Annotated in this window: 26 protein-coding genes and 1 riboswitch; of the genes, 10 read left to right on the top strand and 16 right to left on the bottom strand. The window is 49.2% G+C overall.

The window, feature by feature from the left end:
• Positions 1-90 precede the first annotated feature (90 nt).
• The 3 genes from ACI48J_RS14990 to ACI48J_RS15000 form a co-directional block, all read right to left on the bottom strand.
• A complete protein-coding gene (locus tag ACI48J_RS14990; protein ID WP_405078999.1) occupies positions 91-495 on the bottom strand; it encodes a DoxX family protein in 405 nt (134 codons plus the stop codon).
• Positions 496-585: 90 nt separating this feature from the next.
• On the bottom strand, positions 586-1,434 hold the full coding sequence (locus tag ACI48J_RS14995; RefSeq protein WP_405079001.1) for a M56 family metallopeptidase: 849 nt from the start codon (positions 1,432-1,434) through the stop codon (positions 586-588).
• A gap of 1 nt (position 1,435) precedes the next feature.
• Positions 1,436-1,852, bottom strand: a complete 417-nt coding sequence (locus ACI48J_RS15000) for a BlaI/MecI/CopY family transcriptional regulator (RefSeq protein WP_326055571.1) — start codon at positions 1,850-1,852, stop codon at positions 1,436-1,438.
• Between the two features lie 149 nt (positions 1,853-2,001).
• Between ACI48J_RS15000 and ACI48J_RS15005 the strand changes: the two genes are divergently transcribed.
• Positions 2,002-2,385, top strand: a complete 384-nt coding sequence (locus tag ACI48J_RS15005) for a helix-turn-helix domain-containing protein (protein WP_326055573.1) — start codon at positions 2,002-2,004, stop codon at positions 2,383-2,385.
• Between the two features lie 191 nt (positions 2,386-2,576).
• Here the strand turns inward: ACI48J_RS15005 and ACI48J_RS15010 are convergent, their stop codons facing one another.
• Both ACI48J_RS15010 and ACI48J_RS15015 read right to left on the bottom strand, forming a co-directional pair.
• Positions 2,577-3,212 (bottom strand): FMN-dependent NADH-azoreductase, encoded by a 636-nt coding sequence (locus ACI48J_RS15010; RefSeq protein WP_405079002.1) that lies wholly within the window; start codon positions 3,210-3,212, stop codon positions 2,577-2,579.
• Between the two features lie 187 nt (positions 3,213-3,399).
• Positions 3,400-4,002 carry a nitroreductase family protein gene (locus ACI48J_RS15015; protein ID WP_405079004.1) on the bottom strand — a complete coding sequence of 201 codons (603 nt, stop codon included), beginning with the start codon at positions 4,000-4,002 and terminating at the stop codon, positions 3,400-3,402.
• Positions 4,003-4,262: 260 nt separating this feature from the next.
• On the opposite strand from ACI48J_RS15015, the gene ACI48J_RS15020 reads away from it, so the two are divergent.
• The 3 genes from ACI48J_RS15020 to ACI48J_RS15030 are packed head-to-tail and all read left to right on the top strand — an operon-like array spanning position 4,263 to position 8,006.
• On the top strand, positions 4,263-5,798 hold the full coding sequence (locus ACI48J_RS15020) for a spore germination protein (protein ID WP_326055911.1): 1,536 nt from the start codon (positions 4,263-4,265) through the stop codon (positions 5,796-5,798).
• Complete coding sequence (locus ACI48J_RS15025) at positions 5,788-6,885, top strand: GerAB/ArcD/ProY family transporter (protein WP_405079005.1); 1,098 nt, start codon at positions 5,788-5,790, stop codon at positions 6,883-6,885. The genes ACI48J_RS15020 and ACI48J_RS15025 overlap by 11 nt, the downstream gene beginning before the upstream one ends.
• Entirely contained in the window at positions 6,882-8,006 is a 1,125-nt protein-coding gene (locus tag ACI48J_RS15030; RefSeq protein ID WP_326055916.1) for a Ger(x)C family spore germination protein, read from the top strand. The genes ACI48J_RS15025 and ACI48J_RS15030 overlap by 4 nt, the downstream gene beginning before the upstream one ends.
• Before the next feature lie 26 nt (positions 8,007-8,032).
• Here ACI48J_RS15030 and ACI48J_RS15035 read toward each other — a convergent pair whose 3' ends face one another.
• The 3 genes from ACI48J_RS15035 to ACI48J_RS15045 form a co-directional block, all read right to left on the bottom strand.
• On the bottom strand, positions 8,033-8,827 hold the full coding sequence (locus ACI48J_RS15035) for an SDR family NAD(P)-dependent oxidoreductase (protein WP_405079006.1): 795 nt from the start codon (positions 8,825-8,827) through the stop codon (positions 8,033-8,035).
• Positions 8,828-8,849: 22 nt separating this feature from the next.
• On the bottom strand, positions 8,850-9,368 hold the full coding sequence (locus tag ACI48J_RS15040; RefSeq protein WP_405079007.1) for an NUDIX domain-containing protein: 519 nt from the start codon (positions 9,366-9,368) through the stop codon (positions 8,850-8,852).
• 437 nt (positions 9,369-9,805) lie between these two features.
• A complete protein-coding gene (locus tag ACI48J_RS15045; RefSeq protein WP_405079008.1) occupies positions 9,806-10,888 on the bottom strand; it encodes a VanZ family protein in 1,083 nt (360 codons plus the stop codon).
• A 430-nt stretch (positions 10,889-11,318) separates the two neighbouring features.
• Between ACI48J_RS15045 and motA the strand changes: the two genes are divergently transcribed.
• The gene (gene motA, locus ACI48J_RS15050; RefSeq protein WP_405079010.1) at positions 11,319-12,116 is read left to right on the top strand and encodes a flagellar motor stator protein MotA; all 798 of its coding nucleotides are present in this window, start codon (positions 11,319-11,321) and stop codon (positions 12,114-12,116) included.
• Positions 12,109-12,909, top strand: a complete 801-nt coding sequence (gene motB, locus ACI48J_RS15055; protein WP_405079012.1) for a flagellar motor protein MotB — start codon at positions 12,109-12,111, stop codon at positions 12,907-12,909. The genes motA and motB overlap by 8 nt, the downstream gene beginning before the upstream one ends.
• A gap of 211 nt (positions 12,910-13,120) precedes the next feature.
• Here motB and ACI48J_RS15060 read toward each other — a convergent pair whose 3' ends face one another.
• From ACI48J_RS15060 to ACI48J_RS15070, 3 genes are all read right to left on the bottom strand, one after another.
• On the bottom strand, positions 13,121-14,173 hold the full coding sequence (locus ACI48J_RS15060; protein ID WP_405079013.1) for a DUF1835 domain-containing protein: 1,053 nt from the start codon (positions 14,171-14,173) through the stop codon (positions 13,121-13,123).
• A 209-nt stretch (positions 14,174-14,382) separates the two neighbouring features.
• Positions 14,383-15,381 (bottom strand): DMT family transporter, encoded by a 999-nt coding sequence (locus ACI48J_RS15065; RefSeq protein WP_326055927.1) that lies wholly within the window; start codon positions 15,379-15,381, stop codon positions 14,383-14,385.
• 125 nt (positions 15,382-15,506) lie between these two features.
• Positions 15,507-15,652: riboswitch (FMN riboswitch) on the bottom strand.
• Between the two features lie 765 nt (positions 15,653-16,417).
• The gene (locus tag ACI48J_RS15070) at positions 16,418-16,642 is read right to left on the bottom strand and encodes a hypothetical protein (protein ID WP_405079015.1); all 225 of its coding nucleotides are present in this window, start codon (positions 16,640-16,642) and stop codon (positions 16,418-16,420) included.
• Positions 16,643-16,758: 116 nt separating this feature from the next.
• Here ACI48J_RS15070 and ACI48J_RS15075 point away from each other — a divergent pair, with 116 nt between their 5' ends.
• Positions 16,759-17,517 (top strand): hypothetical protein, encoded by a 759-nt coding sequence (locus ACI48J_RS15075; RefSeq protein ID WP_405079017.1) that lies wholly within the window; start codon positions 16,759-16,761, stop codon positions 17,515-17,517.
• A 110-nt stretch (positions 17,518-17,627) separates the two neighbouring features.
• Here ACI48J_RS15075 and ACI48J_RS15080 read toward each other — a convergent pair whose 3' ends face one another.
• The 3 genes from ACI48J_RS15080 to ACI48J_RS15090 are packed head-to-tail and all read right to left on the bottom strand — an operon-like array spanning position 17,628 to position 18,612.
• The gene (locus tag ACI48J_RS15080; protein WP_405079018.1) at positions 17,628-18,074 is read right to left on the bottom strand and encodes a macro domain-containing protein; all 447 of its coding nucleotides are present in this window, start codon (positions 18,072-18,074) and stop codon (positions 17,628-17,630) included.
• Between the two features lie 44 nt (positions 18,075-18,118).
• A complete protein-coding gene (locus ACI48J_RS15085; protein WP_405079019.1) occupies positions 18,119-18,310 on the bottom strand; it encodes a hypothetical protein in 192 nt (63 codons plus the stop codon).
• Positions 18,311-18,342: 32 nt separating this feature from the next.
• A complete protein-coding gene (locus ACI48J_RS15090; protein ID WP_405079021.1) occupies positions 18,343-18,612 on the bottom strand; it encodes a hypothetical protein in 270 nt (89 codons plus the stop codon).
• A 726-nt stretch (positions 18,613-19,338) separates the two neighbouring features.
• Between ACI48J_RS15090 and ACI48J_RS15095 the strand changes: the two genes are divergently transcribed.
• A complete protein-coding gene (locus ACI48J_RS15095; protein WP_405079023.1) occupies positions 19,339-19,689 on the top strand; it encodes a hypothetical protein in 351 nt (116 codons plus the stop codon).
• 440 nt (positions 19,690-20,129) lie between these two features.
• On the opposite strand, the gene ACI48J_RS15100 is transcribed toward ACI48J_RS15095, so the two are convergent.
• Positions 20,130-20,579, bottom strand: a complete 450-nt coding sequence (locus tag ACI48J_RS15100; RefSeq protein ID WP_405079024.1) for a hypothetical protein — start codon at positions 20,577-20,579, stop codon at positions 20,130-20,132.
• Between the two features lie 459 nt (positions 20,580-21,038).
• Between ACI48J_RS15100 and ACI48J_RS15105 the strand changes: the two genes are divergently transcribed.
• A complete protein-coding gene (locus ACI48J_RS15105; protein ID WP_405079025.1) occupies positions 21,039-21,371 on the top strand; it encodes a hypothetical protein in 333 nt (110 codons plus the stop codon).
• Positions 21,340-21,618, top strand: coding sequence for a Ger(x)C family spore germination C-terminal domain-containing protein (locus ACI48J_RS15110; RefSeq protein ID WP_405079026.1), 279 nt, complete (start codon positions 21,340-21,342; stop codon positions 21,616-21,618). Before ACI48J_RS15105 ends, ACI48J_RS15110 begins: the two co-directional genes overlap by 32 nt.
• 70 nt (positions 21,619-21,688) lie before the next feature.
• On the opposite strand, the gene ACI48J_RS15115 is transcribed toward ACI48J_RS15110, so the two are convergent.
• Entirely contained in the window at positions 21,689-22,021 is a 333-nt protein-coding gene (locus ACI48J_RS15115) for a hypothetical protein (RefSeq protein WP_405079027.1), read from the bottom strand.
• Positions 22,022-22,152: the final 131 nt, after the last annotated feature.

The raw sequence follows: 22,152 nt of genomic DNA on the forward strand, positions 1-22,152 counted from the left end.
ACGGTTCGAAATCCTGATTTTTCCGGCTTCCTCTTGCGCGTTTTCAGCCCGCCGATCCGTCCGATTCGGCAGCCTGCTGACAGCCCGTGCTTACAGCGCGTTCGCCTTCCCGCGGGAAAACACGTTTTCCAAAGCCAGGGATTGCTTGCCGGCAAAGAACAGACCCAGGGACATGCCGAGCAGCGCCAACTCCAGCTCATAGCCTCCGGCGAATCCTTTGCTCAGCTTCACCGTAAAGATCGCCACCAGCATAATAACGGCAAAGGCCGCCGCAATCCAGCGCGTTCCAAGCCCGATCAGCATAAGGATGCCGCCCGCGAGCTCGATAACCGCCACCACGTACGCCATAAACCCGGGAAGACCGAGACTGCCGAAAAATCCGGCGACACCGCTCAGTCCGCCTTCAAATTTCTGATAACCGTGAACCAGAAAAATCAATCCCAGAACAATCCGTAAAATAAACGCTCCATGCTGCCATTTGTTAATCAAGTTCATTATAAATTCCTCCCTGGTTTTACACTACATTGTGTAGTGTTTATAGTCGCAAGAACACTACGAATCGTAGTGTCTGTGCTTAAAAAATTTTCAGAACAAAATCTGAACGAAAAGCCACGTCAGTACGACCAGCACATAAACGGAAATCATCGTCGGTGTCAGCGGCGGCCGGAAAGAAATCGGGGATTCCGGATCGACGATTCTCCTGATTCTGTAATTGATCGAGGTATCCGCGAAGGATGCGTAAGCGAAAGGCATGGCAACCGTACCGCCTCTCCGAAGCAGTTTCAGCAGAGCGCCGCCGAGATCCCGGGCAGTGCCTTGACGCGAAATCGCGTAATTGTCCGCAAGTATCTCCCGCGCGATCTTGTACTGGTGATGGAACCATTTCAGTACGGGTAGATACCACAGCACCGAAGCCAGGAACGAGACGAGGAACATGCTGCGCGGATCTCCTGTCTGCTGATGATGCAGCTCATGGTGGATAACGGCTTCGGCCTCACCCGGCTCCAGCATGTTCAGAAGTCCGGTGGACAGGACGACCGCCGGTCTGCCGAATCCCATCGTCAGGGCGATCGGCTCGTCCGACACGACCACGACGATGTTCCCCCGCGCTTCGGGATACGTCCGGTTCAGCTCCGCAGACAGCTTCGCATGCCGGCAAGCGGCCAGCTTGGCGAAGATTCTTCGCGACAGGACGAACTGCCGGCAGATTTGCCACAAACTGTACGCGAACGTGCCGATCACGAAAGCGTCGAGCAGATGGGCGATGGAGAAAATACCTTTGGAACGCATCCATTCGGTGCAGACATCCAGCACGTTAAACCCGATTCTGAGGCCGAACAGGACATGGAGGGCATACATGGTCATCTGAAACAGGACAACGCCCGCAATCAGAACCGACGAACGGAAAATGAATCTCGACCGGGACTGCCACATGTTACTTGTCCTTTTGGAGATCCAGGATTTTCTGTTGCAGCTTCTCAATGAGCATGGGATCCACCTCTTCCAGGGCATCGAGCATATGGTTGACCACCAGAGACGATCCGAATTCCTCCATAAGCTCGTGGGTCAATTCTTTCGACTGGCATTCGAGAAACTCGTCTCTGGATTGGACCGGTCTGTAAAGCGACGTTCTTCCGTCCATTCTTTTCAACAAGATTCCTTTATCCAAAAGCCGGTTCATGACCGTCATAACGGTGTTGAAGTTCACAAGCTTCTCGCGTTCCAGCGCGTGCTGGACGTCCTTGATCGCCATCTCGGGCCCGTCCCACAAAATATTCATGATCTTGGCTTCCAGAGGTCCGAAAAACCGGTTAAGCCCGCTTTCGTTCGTTTTAAACGTATGTATTTTCACGAGGCAGCCCCCTTCCACTACCTATTGTAGTGTTGGCTGCGTCGCGGTGTCAAGTGCACATCCGTGGAGTCATATATACGGGGCCTGAGACAGTAGAAGCGAAGATATGCTATAGTAATAAAAAAGGTACCGTGAAAGGAGGCCGTCCCATGGAAATTATCCCCGAGCAGTGTAAGGTTGTCGTGGCTCTGGACATGATTGTCGGCAAATGGAAACCTCTGGTCATTCAGCATTTAATCAGTAAAGATACGCTGCGGTTTAACGAGCTCAGAAGATTGATGCCCGATATTACCCAGCGCATGCTGACCCTGCATCTCCGTGAGCTTGAAGAACAGGACATCGTCCGGCGGGTCGTTTATCCGCAAGTGCCCCCCAAAGTGGAATACTCCATCACGGAGTATGGACGGACCCTTGAGCCGATCCTCCACTCCATGCACGTCTGGGGCGCGGCCCATGTCGAGCATATGAAGCAGCGGAACGCGGAATCCGCCGCAGACCCGGAAAGCCGGGCGGCTTCTTCGGCCAGACCGTAACAATCGGCCGTCCGCCCGTGCCGGCGCCGCGGCCGGTTGACAGACCTGTGGCGGGCCGCAAACGCGACGAATCGCCCCGCGGCCTGTCCCTCAAACGCAAAAAACCTCCTTTCCCTACAGGGAAAGGAGGTTTTTTTTGCGCGCGCCGGGGTGTTCCCGGCCGGCAGCTCCGGCTCCAGGCCGGAGGGTAATTAGAAGCGTTTCGCCGCTTCTTTCGCTTTGGCGATAGCCGCTTCTTTGATCGCCGGAGCTTTATCCGGCATAGCCGCCATGCCTTCCACGAAGATGCCCTCAAAGGAAGGTACGCCGTGGAACTGCATGATTTTTTTCAGGAAGCTGTGTCCGCTCTCGAAGCTCGCGGAAGGACCTTCGGAGTAGACGCCGCCGCTCGCTTGGATATGAATGGCTTTCTTGTCGGTCAGCAGGCCGACCGGTCCATTTTCCGTGTACTTGAACGTTTTGCCGGCGATGCAGATGGCATCGATGTAGGCTTTCAGCACCGGAGGGAACGAGAAGTTCCACATCGGGGATACAAAAACATACTTGTCGGCGGCAATGTACTGCTCCACGATGTCGTTCAGACGCTGAACTTTCGCCTGCTCGGAAGCGGAAAGCTGGTCGAACGAAGAACCGGAGCGCAGCTTGCCCCAGCCGCTGAATACGTCCGCGTCGATTTGCGGAATATCCGAGTTGTAAAGATCAAGGGCGATAACTTCATCGGACGGATTCGCTTCGCGGTACGCCTCGATAAATTCTTTTCCTACCGCCATGCTGTAAGAAGTCTGGTGATCGTGCGGGTGAGCCGTAATGTATAGGACTGTTGCCATAATTGAATTCTTCCCTTCTTATCGGAAATAATCTTAACTTCAAACTAATTATGTCTCATATTTTCCGTTCTGGGAAGTAGGCACATCCATGTGGGTTAGGATAAAAAAAGGTACTGTAAACGTGCCGGTAACAGAATAAGCCCCATTTCTGCGGGAGAAATAGGGCTTCAGATCGGATTCGCCGGTATCATTTGGCTATTTGGACCCGTTCCTCAACCGGTTTATACTCTTTCTCGCCCGCAGGCGCCGTCGGCTTGCCGAATGGCATCTGGGCGATCAGTTTCCACGATTCCGGCAGGTTCCAGGTGCTTTTTACCTTCTCGTCGATCAAAGGATTGTAATGCTGAAGCGTCGCTCCAAGCCCTTCGCTCTCCAGCGCCGTCCAAATGACATATTGCAGCATGCCGCTCGACTGCTGGGACCAGTTCGGGAAATGGTCCTGATAGCTCGGGAACTGCCCCTGCAGACCCTCGATGACAGACATATCCTCGAAAAACACTATCGAGCCGTGTCCGCTGCGGAAACTGTTCACCTTCTGTTCCGTGGCGGCAAACTTATCTTCCTTGACGATCGTACGAAGAATATCTTTGACAATATCCCACAGCTTATGATGCTGCTCGCCGAGAAGCACGAGCACCCGGGCGCTTTGGGAGTTAAAGGCGGAAGGCGTGTGTTTGACCGCTTCCTTCACGATTTCCACAATCTTGTCGTCTGAAACCGGGGATTCTCCGCTGATTGAATAAATAGAGCGTCTTTCCCGGACCGCTTGCAAAAATGGTTCCGCTGACATACGTATCCCTCCGTTATTCGTAGAAGTGAAGTGATGGTAATTTGCCGCGTTGTACCCGTTTCTATGCAATGCCTATTATTCACGGCGGGTTAAAGGACAATCCTTCCTTATTACCCGCAGCGCCCCGTAAGGAATCTTCTTGGCCTGTAACGGAAAGGACGGTATCCAAAATCCAAGCCGTACGTTCCATCCCCCATAGAGAATAATGGCAATCCCGTTGGAACACATTACGAATATCGAATCCAAAGGGTGTGTATCGCATGAGTCTCTACCGCAAGCTTCTCCGAGCTGCCCGGAACTCAGGCCCGGGTGAAAATCCGCTAGAACCGGAAAAGCCCCCCCAGGCTTCCGATTCTATCGCCATCAATATCGGTTATCTTCAGCATAGTCTATGCTATACGGAAGATATGAAGCAGCAGCCTCTCCCCTTCGACGGAACGGACGGAATGCTGGTTTACCTCGAATCGCTCGTGGATCAGGACAAAATACAGCTTCATGTGGTTCAGCCTCTGCACGAAAACACCGGCCAAGAGCTGGATAGCTTGTTTAATATTCTCGAAACGTCCCGCGAAATTTTGCTGGAAAACGCCGTCAATGCGCTGATTCAGGGAAAATGCGTTTATTTTCTGGAAGGTCTTCAGGGGTTTTATATTTTGGCAACCGAAGCGGTTTATAAACGGAGCGTGGAAGAACCCGAGAACGAAGGCGTGATCCGGGGTCCGCATAACGGCTTCATTGAAGTTCTGAACGTAAACTTGTTTCTGATCCGCAAGCTGATCGCAAGCCCTTATTTGACGGTTCGCTACTATAAGGCCGGCACGCATACGCAAACCCGGATAGCTATTGTTTATATGAAAAATATCGCCAATGCCGAGCTCGTTCAGGAAGTCGAGGAACGGATCAGGGCCATTTCGACCGATACCGTACTGACAACGGGAATTATTCAGGAGATGACGGAGGATCACCCGTTCTCCCTGTTCCCGCAGCATTTGGCCACCGAGCGTCCGGACCGGACCGCTTCCAATTTAATGGAAGGACGCGTCGCGATTCTTACGGAAGGAAGTCCGACCGTTCTTATCGTTCCCGTCACCTTCTTCGCCTTCTACCAATCGCCGGACGATTATAACGGCCGCTGGATCGTCAGCTCATTTGTCCGGATGATCCGGATGGTCAGCTTTCTGCTGGCATTCACGCTTCCGGCTATTTACATCGGGACCGTTTCCTTTCACCCGGATATTTTGCCGCTGGAGCTTGTTCATACGATCAAAAGCTCGCTGGAACGCGTGCCGTTTCCCGCAATCGTCGAAGCCATGCTGCTCGAACTCATCTTCGAGCTGCTCCGCGAGGCGGGAATCCGGCTGCCCAGCCGGGTCGGACAGACGATCGGCATCGTCGGCGGTTTGGTCATTGGGGATGCCATCGTACGGGCCGGACTCGTGTCCTATACGATGATAATCGTCGTTTCGCTGACCGCGATCGCCTCTTTTCTCGTCCCGTCCCATGAAATGAGCTCGGCCGTGCGGATTTTGCGCTTTCCGCTGATGATTGCCGCTTCTATTTTCGGATATGTGGGAATCGCTTTCGGTCTCATGCTCCTGACCATCCATTTGTGCAAACTGGAGTCTTTCGGCACGCCCTACTTCTCTCCTTTCGCACCGCTGAGAATAAAAGATATGAAGGATGTGTTTGTCCGCTTTCCTTCTTGGCTGCTCAACGCGCGTCCCCATGACGCCAACCCTAAAATCATGAAGCAAGAAGAGGCGACCTCAAGGAGCTGGAAACGGGATGAAGATTGAACCCAAAGACACCATTACGCAAGGCCAGCTTTTTCTGCTCATGATCAAGCTCCAAATCGGTGTCGGAATCCTGTCGCTGCCGTACCGTCTGCATCAGCTCGCCAAAGGCGGAGGCTGGATTTCGGTCCTGATCGCCGGTGTCTTCCTGCAGCTGATCCTGGTTATGATGTGGATGCTGATGAAACGGTTCCCAACCTACAGCGTGTTCCGGATCGCATCCGCCGTAACGGGCCGATATGCGGGCGCTTTGATCGGAATTGCCTACGTCGCTTACTTTCTTCTGGTCGGCGGCGTCGTTATGATGGGCGCGTTCGATATCATCAACCGCTGGATTCTCCAGAACACCCCGCGCTGGGCGGTGTTGTTCCTGTTTATGCTGACGGGCGTATATTTGATCCGGGGTACGTTTCGCACCATTACGCGCATCTTTATCCTGTTCACGTTTCTCATCGGGCCTATGATGTTCCTTATCGGGTACGGTGTGCACCGCGCGAATTTCCTCTACCTGCTTCCGCTGGGCGAGGCCGGAATCTGGAATATCATTGCCAGCTCGAAAGAAACGATCACCGCCATGTACGGGTTCGAGATGATTCTGATCATTTATCCTTATGTAAAAGGAAACCATGCGGGCAAACTGAAAGCCGTGTCGGCCGGCACCTGGTTTGTCGTTTTGTTTTACGCCTTTACGGTGTTTACCTGCATGACCGTTTTCAGTCCTCAGCAGTTGAACATGATTCCGGAGCCCGTCATGTATCTGCTCCGTTCGCTGCCCTTCGGGGCGATGGACCGCGCGGATCTGCTGTTCCTCCCCATCTGGATGATTTCCATGGTCGCCTCCATGACCGGCTACTGCTATGCGGCCGCTTACGGCATCGGCCATCTGCTGAAGCATAAGAACCACAAAAAAGCCGCGCCCTTTGCGGTACTTATTTCCTGTGTCGTCGCCTATCTGCCGCAAACGAAGGAACAGTTCGAGCTTTTCTCGTATATTGCCGACGCGTCGGCTTATTTTTTCCTGATCGGTTTCCCGCTTCTGCTCCTGCTGCTATCTTACGCACTCAAGAAGAAAGAAGGTGATCCCGCATGAAACGGGCCGGACGTATCGGGACCGTGCTGCTCCTGCTCGCCGTGCTGCCGGGCTGCTGGGATGAGGACAGCTTAAGAAATGCCAGACTCGGATACGGAGCGGGGTATGATCTCACACCCGACGGCAGGCTGATGCAGACGATGGAAGTTGTGGATGAGTCCAAACAAACCGAGCAGCAGGGTTCGGCGAAGAACGAGGTCGAGTCCGGCGTCGGTTATTCCGTCAGGCAGACGAGCGACATCATCCGCACCAAGGTAACCGGAGATATCCGGTATTTCAAATACGGCTTTATGCTGCTCGGCAAAAGCGTGGCGGAAAAGGATCTTTATCCGTACCTGGATATTTTGTACCGCGATCCCCGCAATCCGACTTCCCGGGTTAAAATTGCCGTTGTAGACGGCACTACGAACGAGATGCTCCGGCTGAAGCATGTCGGGAGTATTCTCATCGGTGAATTTATTACCAGGAAAATCGAAAGCCTGGAAGAGATGAGCGTTTTTCCCGAATTATCGCTGGAAACGATGCTCACGCTGCTGCTGGATCCCGGTCAGGACTTTGTGCTCCCGTATCTGAAACAAGACGGCAAAAACGTCGATGCCATAGGGATCGCCCTGTTTAACGGTCAGCGGATGACAGGCAGCCTGAATGTGGAGGAAGCCATTCTGTATTCGATTCTCTCGGGGGCTCACAAAGATACGGCAAGACTTGTGCGGAAAATTAAAGAGGGAGACCGGAGCAACCTGGAGAATTACATCACATTCGATGCCGGGGGACAGAAAAGCAAGCGCAAATTGAAGGTCCAGGTCCAGGACCGCAAGGTCGATGTGTATCTGGACCTGAAGCTTCCCGTGAAAGTGACGGAATTTGCCGAAGATCATCTGCATAAAAAGGACAAGGTACACCGGCTGAACGAAGACTTGTCCGCTATCTTGACCCGGGACGCCGAAGCCGTGATCGAGAAGCTGCAGGAAAGCGGCTGCGATGCATTCGGGATCGGCAGACGGCTGATGGCCCGCCATCCGAAGTTATGGAAGTCCATGGATTGGCTGCAGGAGTATAAAAACGTCCGTTTCCATCCGAAAGTCAACGTGGAGATTGTGGGCTCGGGCGTCTTTAACTGACCCGCCAGCCTTGCGGGCCTCTGCCGTTATACGCCCGGATTCCAAGAGGCGCTGCCGTCTTCCGGCATCCCCGGCAGGATCAAGCCGCCGTCTATCCGCAGAGAAATGCCGGTCACGTATGACGCCTGACAGGATGCCAGCCATACCGCCGCTTGGCCGATATCGTCCGGAAGCCCTATCCGGCCCAGAGGGACCGTCTCGGCGAACTTGTCAAGCTGCGGCTCCGGTTCCCGCACAAGTACGGCGCCGGGAGCCAGGCAGTTGACGCGGATACCGTAAGGCGCCAGATCGAGCGCGGCAGCTTCGGAGGCCCGTTCCAAGCCGGCCTTGAGTCCGCCGTAGGCGGCATCCTTCGGATATGCCCGCTCGGCCCGCGAGGAGGTAATGTTCAGGATGCACCCGCGAATGCCGCTCTCAATCATATGGCGGGAAGCATCCCGCATCAGAAGCAGCGGAGCGCGGAAATTCAGCCCGTACAAGCTGTCCAGGTTTTCCGCGGGCAGCTCCTGTATGCGGCCGTACAGCCCGATGCCGGCATTGTTTACGAGAATGTCGAGGCGGCCGAGGATTCGCAGAGCATCCGGTATGGTCGCTTCGACGGTTTCAAGCTTTCTCAGGTCACCCTCGATAATGCCGCATGGGACTCCCGACAAGCTCGAAATCTCCCCGGCCGCTGCCGCAGCAGCATCCCCATCCTGATAATGGGTAATCGCGACCCGGTAGCCTGCCGCGGCAAATGCAAGGGCGATGCCCCGGCCTATACCGGTGCTTCCTCCCGTAACGAGCACGGCAGGGGTTTGTCCGTTCTGTTTCTCCGGCATGCTATTCTCCTCCTTCGTCTGTTCAATCGTCAAGCGGTGGGCTTACGGGTCCGGCGTCCAGCGCCGCTTCCACGGCGCAGAGGATGAGCTCGTGATCCTCGATCACATAGGGCAGCTCCCCGGGCTCGACCCAGATGCGGGCCGTACACTCGTGTTCCCGGGTGAAAGGGTGGCAGGCCGTTATATCCATCCGGTAAAAAAGCTGATAGCCGATGAGCGGATACTTGCCGCCCGGATCGAAATTCGGGTTATTCTCATGGCTCACCTCAATCATTCCGACCGGACGGATCACTCCTTCCGCGCAGCCTTCCTCCAGACATTCGCGATGCAGAGCCTCCCGGGGTGTCTCGCCCGCCTCCACGTGCCCGCCCGGCAAGTTAAAACCGCGGATTTTGACGCGGACGAGCAATATTTTTCCTTCGTAAAAGCAGACACCGTGCACACTCGTGACATCCTTTTCGGGAGGCGCCGCGTCAGCGATCCAGGTCAGTTTTACAAGATGGCCGCCCCAATCGGCCTCGATCGTCTTCGGTTTTAACATCGTTTGCCTCCGTTTATCTCCTGCCGGTAGTGATTTTTACCTTGCGGCTTTGTGCTGCGGTGCCGGCACCCGCACCGGTGCCGAGTTCTCAAACCGGCTGCTTGTGATTTTGCGGCGGCCTATAATCCAGCCATTTCTGCCAAGCCAGATCAAGCTGGCTCAGAACGATACCGATATCGACGGGTTTCTTCATTCCAGTTCCCTCCGCTTCAAGGCTTTTCCTTAAGGAAGCGCCTTCATTAAAGTCCTCTTTTAAATATAGCGGTTTTAACTGAAAAAAAGAATCTGCCCGGGGTTAAAAGAGGCTCAGTTTCTGCAAACCAGCCCTCATCCTGCTCCAACAGCCCCAGTCCCTAAAAGAGAGGACTGAGGCTGCTTTTGCTTTGAAAAACCGGGAAAACGGAAGATTGGATGAGTCTCCGTGCGTTAGCCGCTTCCTATTTGATTACGTGCCGCGTACCGCTTTTCTTCTCGTAAAACAGCTGCCGGTTGCGGTTGAACACACAGCGCAGGACGTGAATAGCGAACCAGGCATTGAACAGGAACATGCCGAACGTCGCGATAACCATCAGGATATCCGGAAGATTCTCGATCCCCGCCCGGATGTACAGCTGATTCAGTCCCCCGACGAAGAGGTACAGCAGCCCGTAGCGGACGAAGAGTTCATAGACCGTTATTTTATCGGATTTGCCTGTGAGACGGATGCGGACAATCCATTTGCCGAGCGTCTGGCCGTTCGTGAAATAAGGCAGTACGATAAAATACAGCACGACGCCCGCCACATAAGGGAGCGGTACGTTCAGTACAGCGAGAATGGCAAGTATCGGACTCATCACGAACCAATCGAACAGGAACGCCAGACCGCGCCGGGTGTAAGTGACGCGTTTGACCGCCAAGTCCACTTTGTCATCGAGCGATTCGATCTTCGGCAGCAGGGAAGAAAGCCATTCCGCCGCCACATATCCGATCATACCCCCCGCGGTATTCATCATAATGTCGTCAACATCCAAAAGTCGGTACGGATAATCGTAGATGCCGTACAGGCCGGTGACCTGCGTAATTTCGAAAAACAGAGACAGCCCCATGGAGAACAACAGGCACTTGACCCAGCTTGTACGGAAATAATACCGCAGAAAAATACCGAACGGCACCGTCAGCAGCACGTTAAAAAGCACTTGAAGAAACGCCCGTTCCTTCAGCAAATGCAGATAGGTGCGCGGCTGGTCCGCCACTACGGCCGTTTCCTTGAGAATATCCTCCAGGAAGTGGAACGGAATCCACTGGGCATACGACTCCACCGCCGGAGGCGCGTTGTGAATGCTCGGAGGAAGCGGCAGAATGATTAGATACAGGGCATTCATCATGTACAGAAGAAACAAGTAAAGCAGCAAAGCCCTGTAAAAGTGTACATACCCGTATTTGCGGTACTGGACGATCAGAAAAGGAAGCGTAAACAGGACCGCCGCAATCGGAAACGTCAGAAAGGCGTACGAAATCGGAAACAAATAGAAACTGAACATGGAAACACCTGCTGTAAGAGATTTGATAAAAGCTGATTTTAGCACAAGTCATGCCGCTATGCACATCATGCCATAAGTCGTGACTGCGTATGCACGTTAAAGTACTTCTTGAAAGCATGGCGAAAAAGCCGGACATCTTCCAAAGCCGGAATGAGGAAAATTTATCGAAATCTTTTATTGACCCCCGTTGAAATTGCTCATCGCGCGTAATACGAAATGTGTCGAATCAGGTCGAAATTATTCAGTAAGCCTTCGCCGGTCAGAACCGATATCCCTTTTGAAAACGTTCCAAAAACGCCAAAAAAGCTTGATTTTTCGCCGTTTTGTGTGATTTTTGTGACACTTGCGGGAACTTGAAAATAACTGTTAACTTTATGAGTACCATTGTCGATATAGGTCTTACAACCTACAACGAAGAGGTGCGCGAATTTTGGAGAAATCTTCTATCATTGGTATTATTCTGGCGATTATCGCCGTAGGCGTCGGCATGGTTTTGAAAGGGGCCAGCCTGACTGCTCTATTCAACCCTGCCGCTCTGCTCATTATTTTCGTCGGGACGGCGGCCACTCTATTTATCGGATTTTCGGGCGAAGAACTTAAAAATTTTCCTAAACTGCTGAAAATCGTTTTCACCGAGCAAAAGCTTATGCCCAAAAAAGACCTCATTAATATGGTGGCGGACTGGACAGCTCTTACCCGCCGCGAAGGTCTGCTTTCTCTCGAAGAAAAAGTGAACGAAATTGACGATCCCTTCCTTAAAAGCGGCATGCGGATGATTATCGACGCCAATGATCAGGACTTCGTACGCGAAGTATTGATGGAAGATATTGCGGCTATGGAAGAGCGGCACCGGAATGGCGCTCAAATCTTTACGCAGGCGGGAACGTACGCCCCTACTCTGGGGGTATTGGGAGCGGTTGTCGGCCTGATCGCGGCGCTTAGCAACCTGAACGAAATCGAGAAGCTCGGCCATCTGATCTCCGCGGCGTTCGTCGCGACTCTTCTCGGTATTTTTTCCGGTTACGTTCTCTGGCATCCCATCGCCAATAAATTGAAACAGAAATCCAAAAAAGAAGTCACGCTGAAGCTGATGATGGTGGAAGGACTCCTTTCCATTCAGGCCGGTATTTCTTCTTCCGCCGTCAAACAGAAGCTGCTCGTATTCGTTCCAAGCTCCCAGCGTGAAGACGAGGGCTCCTCGAAACAAGCGGGTACGGACAATGAATAAAAAGCACAGGAAAGAACATCATGAGGAGCATGTAGATGAGTCCTGGCTCATCCCTTATGCCGACCTTCTGACGCTTCTGCTGGCCCTGTTTATTATTTTGTTCGCTTCCAGCCAGGTGGACTCGAAAAAATACGACAGTATTATGCGGGCTTTGAACTCCGCTTTTACCGGGGGAACCGGGACGTTCGAAACTTCCGCCAAAATCCCGTTGAACCGGGACACCAGCACCGCACTCAAGCAGCATGACAACCCGAACCCGTCGGAAAGCGACGCGCTGCAAAAGCAGTACGAGGCCGAGCAGGCCGACCTGGAGCAGCTAAAGAGGAAGCTTGATCAATACATTACGGACAACAAGCTGGGCTCCGAGCTGACAACGACCCTGAACGACGATCAGTTAATAATCACTATCCAGGATAAGGCCCTGTTCGCCTCCGGGTCTGCCGTAATCAAACCGGAATCTCGCCTTCTGGCCCAGGCCATGACCGATATGCTGAGCCAATATCCGAAATACCGGATCGAAGTGGCCGGACATGCCGACAATGTGCCGATCAACAACAAGGAGTTTGATTCGAACTGGGATCTAAGCTCCAAGCGGGCCCTGAATTTCATGAAAATTTTGCTTGAAAATAACGCTATCGACCCGAGCCGATTCCGCTCGATCGGATACGGCGAGTACCGGCCGGTGGATTCAAACGACACGTCCGAAGGCCGTTCCAAAAACCGCCGCGTCGAGGTAAGCATTATGCGCGGCATCAAAGCGTCGGATGTGAAAAAAACCGCCGCGGGCGAGTAGCACGCTCAAAAAAGCAGGTTCCCGATTTATGAGGGAAACCTGCTTTTTTTGAGAGTGCCGGGGGCGTTGTGGGGGGGTGGCCGCCGGCGATGCATAGCCGGCTCAGCAAGCCCGGAATTTTAGCGTGCTAGTGCGCCTTTCGAACCGCGCGTGCTTTCCTTTTGCATACGGGGGCTTTTATCGGACAACTGCCGCGAACTTCTTTTTCTTCCTATCGGGATGATTCGGCCAGCGCCACTTTATACGACTGCATGGCAGCCGGCACACCTTTGAACCTCAGCCGTCCATCGCTAATCAACGTCCACAGCCGGTATTCGATGAACTCCATCATAACGGCGCCGCCCCAGCTCTCCAGCGCTTCCATAATCACCCGGCTGGCCGGGACGAATTCCTCCTCGTTATCGCTGCCGCCACGCTGCATTTGACCGACAAGAGCCGCGAGCGCCTCGTCGTAACTGTCTTCGGGAGCCGCTGTTATTTTGCCGTCCGACCAGATATGAAGCTTCGCATCGGATGCCGACAGCTCTTCCCATTCCCGGACGTACCCTTGCCTTGCTTGCTCCGATAAAGGCTGCTTTCGCTTTTCATGCAGCTGCACGATTTCTTCAATCGCTTCTATGGAAAGAAAGCCGAATGCGTAAGAATGCGGCACCGGGTCGAAACGAGCGGCTATCCCTTCATACAGCTGCGAAACATGGCCGATATAGACGTTATTCGGAGCATCGCGGAGGACAGACAGAGCAAGACGCATCCCGATCTGCTCGTGGGCGTGATTACCGGTCCAGATTGTAATGTCCTTATCGGCGGGTACGCCGCGCATAGTCTCCAGTATGGTGTCTGAACCGTGCCGGATCCCTGCTAACTGGGCGTGTCCATACCCATTGAAACGTTCGGACATCCATTCCAGCCGGAACTTCCGCCCTTCCTCCGTCTCCAGTTCCCGGATCGGCCCTTCGGAAAAGCAATCGTTGAACGCCAGGATTTCGCTTTCTTTCCTCCTGCCCAAGCTGCTGAGTGCATACTTCAAAGCTCCCGCATCGGACAGTCCCATCACAATGTGGACATGGCGTGCTTTTCCCTCATTCTCCGCCCGTTTTCGGGACAAGTGCCCATTCCATATTTCTAAAATTTGTTTTTGAAGGGCATGTTCTTTCTCCAACAGCCCGTCGTAACGCTGTGCTTGCTCCAGCATTTGCAGCAGCAGGCCCTTGGCTTCATTGGGATGAAGGGCATGAATCTCGTCAAGCATATCCGGGCGCTTCATTTCCGTACACCTCACTTAGCGGGATTATGTAAGATAATGGTATTTATTGGTTTTAGCATAGCATCCTTCCGGAAATCCGGCTATACTCTCCCGTTCACCTGCCTGAGTTAAAGCTAAATTCAAATTTTCGCTCCCTGCAAGAGGAGTTCCGCTTTCGGTGGATATAAAAAAAAGACCGCCGATTAGGCAGTCTTTTGGATGCGTTGCAATTAAACGGTCGAAGCGTCCAGCTTTTCGTTGGCGCCGGACGCGGCGGCTTTACTTTCCGGGGTTCGTCCCATAAACCACAGCGTGGACCAGATCAGCAGGAAGCCGGCCAATTGTCCGATTGTCAGCGCCTGACCGAATACGAACCAGTTGATCAGAACACCGACGGCCGGGAAGGACAGCTCCGCGATCGTCGCCAGAAACGCCTTGGTCGAGGACAACCCTTTATAGTAGAGCAGCATACTGATCAGTCCCGGGAAAAACGCCTGGAACAGCAAGTTCACAACAATGAGCGCCCACTCGCCCGTTCCTTTATGAAGCTGCCAGGCGTCCCCGCTCGCCATCAGCACGATAAACAGCAGCGGAATGGCCAGTAAAAACCGGAGTGAAGTTACGATCGGGAAATCGAGATTTTTTTGCAGCAAATATTTGCCCATAACCGTGGACCCGCCCCAAAGAATTGCGGCCAGAATCGACAGTAGGCAGCTCATAGTGCCCAGATCTTTGAGCCCCAGCGACGGGGATTGAAACCCGAACGTCAGCAAATACGTGCCCGCAAGCGCGAAAAAAATGTATTTAAAAAATCGGGCCGGCAGAGCTTCTTTCAGCAGCACGCGCGCCAAGGTAATCGCGAATAAGGGCTGAAGCTTTTGTAAAAGCAGCACGGCATTCGCGCTCCCATGAGCAAACGCCGACGTGAACAAAATCGTGGCGATTGCCGATCCGCCCCACGAAATGAACAGCAGCGCGCCGATGACAGCCAGCGTCAGCTTCCCGGTCAGTTGTTCGCGGTACCGAATCAGGACCGGAAGCGCATAGCAGGCGAGCAGCAGGTGTTCGATGAACACGATCTGCGCCGATGTCAAGCTTTTCAGCAGCAGGATGCGGAAAAGCGGATCGAGCCCCCACAAAGTGGCGCCCAACGCGACATACCAGATGCCGTTGATCCCTTTTCCTTTCGTTAATGCGGACTTTCCGTTAAGACCTAAAGCATTCTCCAATTCAAAAACCCCCTGTGGAATGTTTTGAATTGAACCTTCCGAAAAGAGACGATGCCCCCGCTGGAAGTTCAACGGGGGCATCGACAAACAGACTTCATTAAAATGAACATTTTAATGAAGCTGCTTTTCACCTTCTCCCATCCGGACTTTACCGTCGGCCTTGGAGTCGCACCAAGTCAGTCCCGGCCGTAACAGCCGGGAGTCGCGGGCTTAGGGTACTTGCGTACCCGTCACCGCCGGTTGGGACTTTCACCCTACCCCGAAGGTTCAATATTCAATTTCGTATGTTCTTCTGGTGACCTTTAGCAGTCGTTTCGGTGCTGAAACCCTTGGTAGTACTGGGTTTGTAGCAGATCTTCGTTTCCGTTGATGATCTGGCGTTACCTCTGATATCATCTGGTTTCCGAATAAAATCCTACCAAAAACCTACCGAAAGAACACTTAACTGTAATTGAAATATTAACACTCTAAAATAAAAAAAGCAAGGACTTAAGCCCTGCTTTCTTTGCGTTCTAACCAATTGAAGAGCGCGTCTTTTGATGCTTTAATTATCCCTCTCTTTCCTACTCGTCTTACTGGAAACGGAGGGTTTTTCAAAAATCCGTAACCGGCCCTTCTTCCAATGCCTAAGACCTGAATAATTTGTTCAGTCTTTAAAACTAAAGGCAATTTTTTTCATTTTAAACTCTCGATTCATATCTTCCATATGTATCTATGTTGCCCCTTCAGCTTTCATCATGATTTTTCTAGCTGTAGCGTGTTCTTCATTCAAAGAGTGAGTATCCGGAACTTCAATATACCAATTCTAATATTGATAATTTTCTGGACAGAAACTCATAGAGAACCTTTCTTGTAAGATTGAAATATTTGCATACGGTGATTCGGATAAGTGGCTAGGTGAGAACCTGAAACATTTACTGCAGTTAATTAATTATTTACATTTATACCTTTTTATAGTATATTAATACTTTCAATAATCGTCTCAAAAGCCCGGTGAAAACGTACTCACAAGGCTTTTCTTTTGTATTTTGTTTAGCTATGTTCTAAAAAATTTGTTGCCCAACAAATATAAAACTCCAACAAGGAGTAACACACCTGAAATAACTTCAAATCTATACCCCACCGCTTTGAGTAGTCCATCAAATGATATATCTGTCCATATTTTCATATTAGAACCAAATATTGCTGCTACCAAATATTTCGATATGTATGTAAAAATTCCTAAAGTAATGAAGCCAAAACCTAATCCTTGTCTATTCACAATACACCTCCTCAATATAAATAGACTACCACAGCACATTTTATTTTACAATTTACATTTATGGAATTTGATGGTATATCCATTTTGTTCTTAAATTACTTTGGGAGGGAAATAATATGTTTGGAAGAAAGTTGTTAAATGCGTCTGTATTGTTCTCGTTAGCTTTGGTTTCATTATTTAGTTTTACTGGAAGTGGCGCTTCTGCAAAGTCGGAAGAGGCTCAAGTTAAAAGTACAGGAGTTTATTACGATGAAGAAAGTGGACAAACTATAACTTCAATATATAGACTTACGGAGAATGGTGCTAAAGAAATTAGCTTTGATGAGTTCAAGAAAATTAGAAATGACGCAGAACTCAAAGAAAAACTTAACAAAGATATGAATTCAAATCATAAACAACAGTCTTTAGTATCTCCATCTTTTTCCCTCCAAACAATAAGTGAGTATGTTCAAACAAACTTTTCAGAATCTTGGTATGATACACCTAAAGTTGTAACAACTCCATTTGCGTGTCCATCTAATCATCCCAATCCTGGATGTCCAGAAAGTTTTTCTTATGCATTGACGGCAGGGGAATCGTACACATTTGGAATTGATTACACTATGATGAGTAAAATTAAAATAGCTGCAAACCGACAGTGGAATACATCGGCCACTGTGTCGGCTACATATGGCATGGTAATACCTCCCGGCAAAACAGGGTATTTGAAATTTATGTCGGAAAATGTGTATTCATCAGGAACAGGAAAAACGTTTGCGTTACAGCCAAGCGGATTATATAAGACAATTTTCGATGGATATGTTTACGGTTACGCTCCTAAAAAACTCTCTTCCGGTCAGTTGGCAGGTATTATATATGGAGTAATTAATCCATAAATTTAATAACTGTAATAAAAAAATAGAGGGGAATCTCCCTCTATTTTTTACACAATAAAACCATAGTTTTATCGTCTAAATATTAGTTCGACCAAACAGTCTGTATCTTCTCATTCGAACTTATATAGTGTGACATCGTAATCAATGAAAACTTCCTCAATAATTTGTTCTACAATATCCCAATCCCCACCGGCTAATCCACAACCAATATTAAACGGCAATGCAATCGACTGTCCCGACTTCATTGCCACAGACTTCAATTCATTTAATGCTTCACGCAATGCAATATAGTCTGTATGTCGTTTTTGTACCCCATAGCCATATTGCCCAAATAAATTAGCAATGTATTTTTCACTTTGCGTTGATACAATCTGACAACGGCCCAATAACTCTCCTTTGTTACTACATGATTGTTTATATTGCTTAAAAGCTTCTGGGTAGTCACGCTTAATTAATTTAGCTAATCCTGCTCCCATAACCCCCATACAATTTACCTGGTGACCGATAATATCCTCGGTGGCCTCCATTAAATTACCTTGAACAATTTTTACACCCACGTGAATTCTCCTCTCCTAAAATTGCTCTTACAGCCTCGGCAAAATCAACGAATTCCTTCAACTTTTCTAGCGTAGGAGAGGCTTATGTTCTCCATTGCAATCTGCAGCTCGTCTTCGTGTAGTTCTAGTCTTCGTTTTAACCCAGTCTCTTTTAATTGCCGGTTTATTACCTCTTTATGCTTTGGCAGCATCATACGGCTACTTTCCCAAAGCCATTGCGGCTTAGTTTTGCCCATCTGTAATGACCCCCGATTTAACCGCCCTGTTTTTAGCTTGAACGGCAAAAGTTAGAATCGGGCATTTTCATTTGTCTGTGAAAACCAGTTGGATGATCCCAGCCAGCACCCATGCAACCAACCAAAACAACAGCCCCCATTACTCTTATTCCTAGCTCATTCTTAGCAATCATGTCGCAGCATAGCTTTAATAATGTTTTGTTTTCTCCAATACCAACTCTCACATGTACACCGGTTTCGATTCTAATTTTCCGCTGTATTTCTTTGTCCATCTCTTCCGGTTTGTCAGCGAATAGATGCATGGTATTTTTAACACTTACTGTTTAGCTAATGGGCAAGCCGTAAATACAACCCCGGACCATCTAGAAGGCTCCGGCAACAACAATTGGCTTGTTTGCTAGCGTAGGATCTTTTACTTTCTCTACGCTGCGTAAAAGGATTGCATGAAAGAGCATAATTGTAGGTTACTTAGAAGACACCCTATTGCTCCTCTTTATAGGCAAACATGCGTTTCTTTCCCTATTATAAACCAAACATACGTTCTCTAATCAAGAGGTAATTTATAGCTACAAGAATTTTTCGAATCCTTGATTTACAATAAAATACATGTTTATACAGGAAGTCACATCTTCAATTGCCAGGAGGTAACATGTTTAAAAAGAGTTTTTTATCGTTTTTGATCACATTGTCTCTCTTATTTTCTTCGTTGGGTTTCTCGGTGCACGCTGCTCCCCAAGAAGATGCTACATATACCGAGCTTTTAACTACTCCACATAACTTGGCTTACCCAGGTATGTATCACGTCAGCATATCGAAGTATAATTATGTTGGTAGCTCATCGCCGGGATCCCTTGAGCCAGGAGATGTAATAAATCTACAATTTAATCTTGTGGGCTCATCAGGTGCTACAGGGATTGCATCTGTCTCATGTCGTTACTAAAATCATAATATCTGAATAGGAAAGCGGGAGGAAATAGTCCCCGTTTTCCTAAATTTAATAAATCATCTTATACGGAGGCAGTTTTAATATGGAAAATCCAGATAAAAACGATGGCAAAAACAGTTATTCAGAAATAATTAATACTGATAAAGTCGATGCTCCTAAGGCCGACATACATATAGCTGATTTAACTTGGTTTGAGGAAGAAATGACATTTGAAACAATACGTGAGGCAGAAGAATGGGTTTATAGTGATGCATATAATAAAATAGGTCATAAATATGACGGCTATAAAACAACAGACCCCAAACTCGCGTATGCATTACTATACCATTTAGTCCGCGCAAAAACTCTGAGAATAGATTCAAGAGAAGTGTTAGCAGACGAACAAATTGTCGATAATAAAACAGTGTTTATGGTTTGGGTTCCCAAATCATAGGCGCTTTTTTATTATAAAACATGAATTTAATGGTAGGAGATAAGGAGTATAGATCTGTAAAATCTGTAGATCTTAAAAAGGTTTATGACACCGTAATTTCTGAGCAAAATAAAGTGAAAGAGTGATTATAACATTTTAATTGAGAGGGTATTCCCCTCTTTTTTTGTTAGCTGCTTAGTATTATTAAAAGCTACTTCTTTACTATGTCGAACTCCTTACTATGAAAGATCCATTTTATTGAATTTGCTCCATATATACATGTTTGTTATTTGATCGCAATCCATTACTAATCGCCATTCCTGTTCTTCTGAAAATGCTGAATTTTTAATGAATAAAGACGATCTCAAAAACTCTCTTGATGAAATGTAGTGAAAAAATAATCTAATGCATTCTTGCTCATTTAATATAGAAGTTCTTTCATTGTTATGGCATCCCTAAGCTCATGGCGAATCCTTCACCCGTACCTTTACAGCATACTGAGCACTTCCATCCTTCCAACTTGCGCTTATGCTATAAACATAAATTCCAGCCGTTTCCGGAACAATTATTTCATAGGGCGATTTAGTTTCCAGGACCTTGTGCTCCTCGTTACTAATTACCTGACGAATTTGAGGAGCACCTTCGGGTTCTTTTTCAAAAGAAAAAGTAAGCACGGATTGTTTAGGCACAGGGACCGCTTCTTCATCTTTGACTACATCCCAAGGCGATCCGTCCCCTTCCTTTCCTAACCCCCAACTATAAGATGCTATTCGTACAGGTACTTCGATGAAGTTTTTTTCCACAAAGGCCTTAGGCGGCGCAGGCATGGGTTCTCTATCAAATAGTTTGTAAAAAGCTGCGACATAGATAGCTGCGGCAAGTAGGAGCACTGCGATAATTGACTTCCTCATTCTTCACCTCCATTACCTAAATACCAGTATATACCATAACAAAATTTAGAAAGAGAACCGGTTCGCTAATCGAAAGGCTGCTGTATTTCTGGGAGTCTTTATTATTTTGATAGCCGGATATTTTACAGTACTGAAACCTATGCTTTTAAAATGTCTGAAGGTGGATTCCCTCTGCCGGTAAAAGCCGTCTTTAAAGACAAAATAACCAAATCGCCTAGCACCTTTATATCTACACATGGCCGGGTCTCCAACAGACTGACGGCCTTCCGGCCAGCTACAGAAGACAACTTGAAAAGCAGGGTTGGATCTACTTAAGCGCTCAAAGTGAAGGGGCCTTTTTTTATATTCGTTAAACCGGACGGTACGGCCAGGCTGAACGGAGCAGGACGCGGGAGAGTGATTGAGGCCGGAGCGGGAATTTTTTTTATTTCAGAAACCGCTTACAAGCGGCTTTCGGATATGGAGAATTCATTTTCGTACACCGAAACGTTTAGAGCGGAATCGCATGGAAAAGGTCGGGACGAAGAATCTCTCATCTATCTGCTTCTCCAGGGACAAAAGGGAAAAACGGCGCGCCTAACCCTTCCCGTGAACATCGGGCAGGAGGAAGAGCACGAGGCAAAAGCGGACCGCTACATTACAGTCGATCTCCATAAGTACTCTCGGAAAATGAAAGTGGAGCTGACGGAGAGCGGCGGGGTCAGAGTCAAGATCCGGTTGAAAATCATTGCCACGGTTTTCGAGTACCCGCCGGACCGGCTTGACCAAAAAGAAACTTCAGAAGCTGGTTGAAGAACTTTCCAGCCTGTTGACTGCCCGGGCTAAAGCCATTACGCGCAAAATGCAGGAATCCAATCACGACGGACACGGTGTAGCGCTTAGGCTCATGGCTTTTCATCCGGCAGCCTGGAAGAAGATAAACTGGGAAGAAGACTATAAGGAAGTGCCGTTCGAGCCGGACATCCGGCTGAAAATCGAACGGAAGGGAATTACTTTCCAGCGAGAAAGAAGTTCAAGTGGAACACCCGTTTTAAAATAATTCATAAAAAAGAAGAAGAACGATCAGGGAGATCGTTCTTCTTCTTTTTTATTTTTAACTTCTTAACTTCTTACTTGGTCACATAAATGGAATAAAGAACACGGTCTCCGTTGGGAAGATCTGCTCCCACGTAAGCGAACCCTTCTTTAAGCCCAAGAACGTAGCCGCTTCTGTACAATTCAACGACCCCGTAACCGCTGTTTAAAATAAAACCGTCGCCGGCCAGTTGTCTGCCTTCTCCCACTTTTAAGTCCACCCTCACGGATACACTGTTTGCGGCAGGGCTTACAGCTTGAACTTGCACAGGACTTTGTTGAACGGGTTCCGCCGCGCTTGCGCCCAGGGCACCGAAAATCAGCGAAGACGCGACTACGGCCGGAACGGCCAAAAACTTCTTCTTCATACAGATAACACTCTCCTCTTAATCCTAATTTTGATGTAGATGAGTTATGTATATCTGCACTTAATATACCATATATTAGTATTTTTAACAATAGTTTTCTAGATTTTTCCAATAAAAAACCAGATAATGAG

The organism is Paenibacillus chitinolyticus (assembly GCF_045038035.1).
Classification (GTDB): Bacteria; Bacillota; Bacilli; order Paenibacillales; family NBRC-103111; genus Paenibacillus_F; species Paenibacillus_F chitinolyticus_A.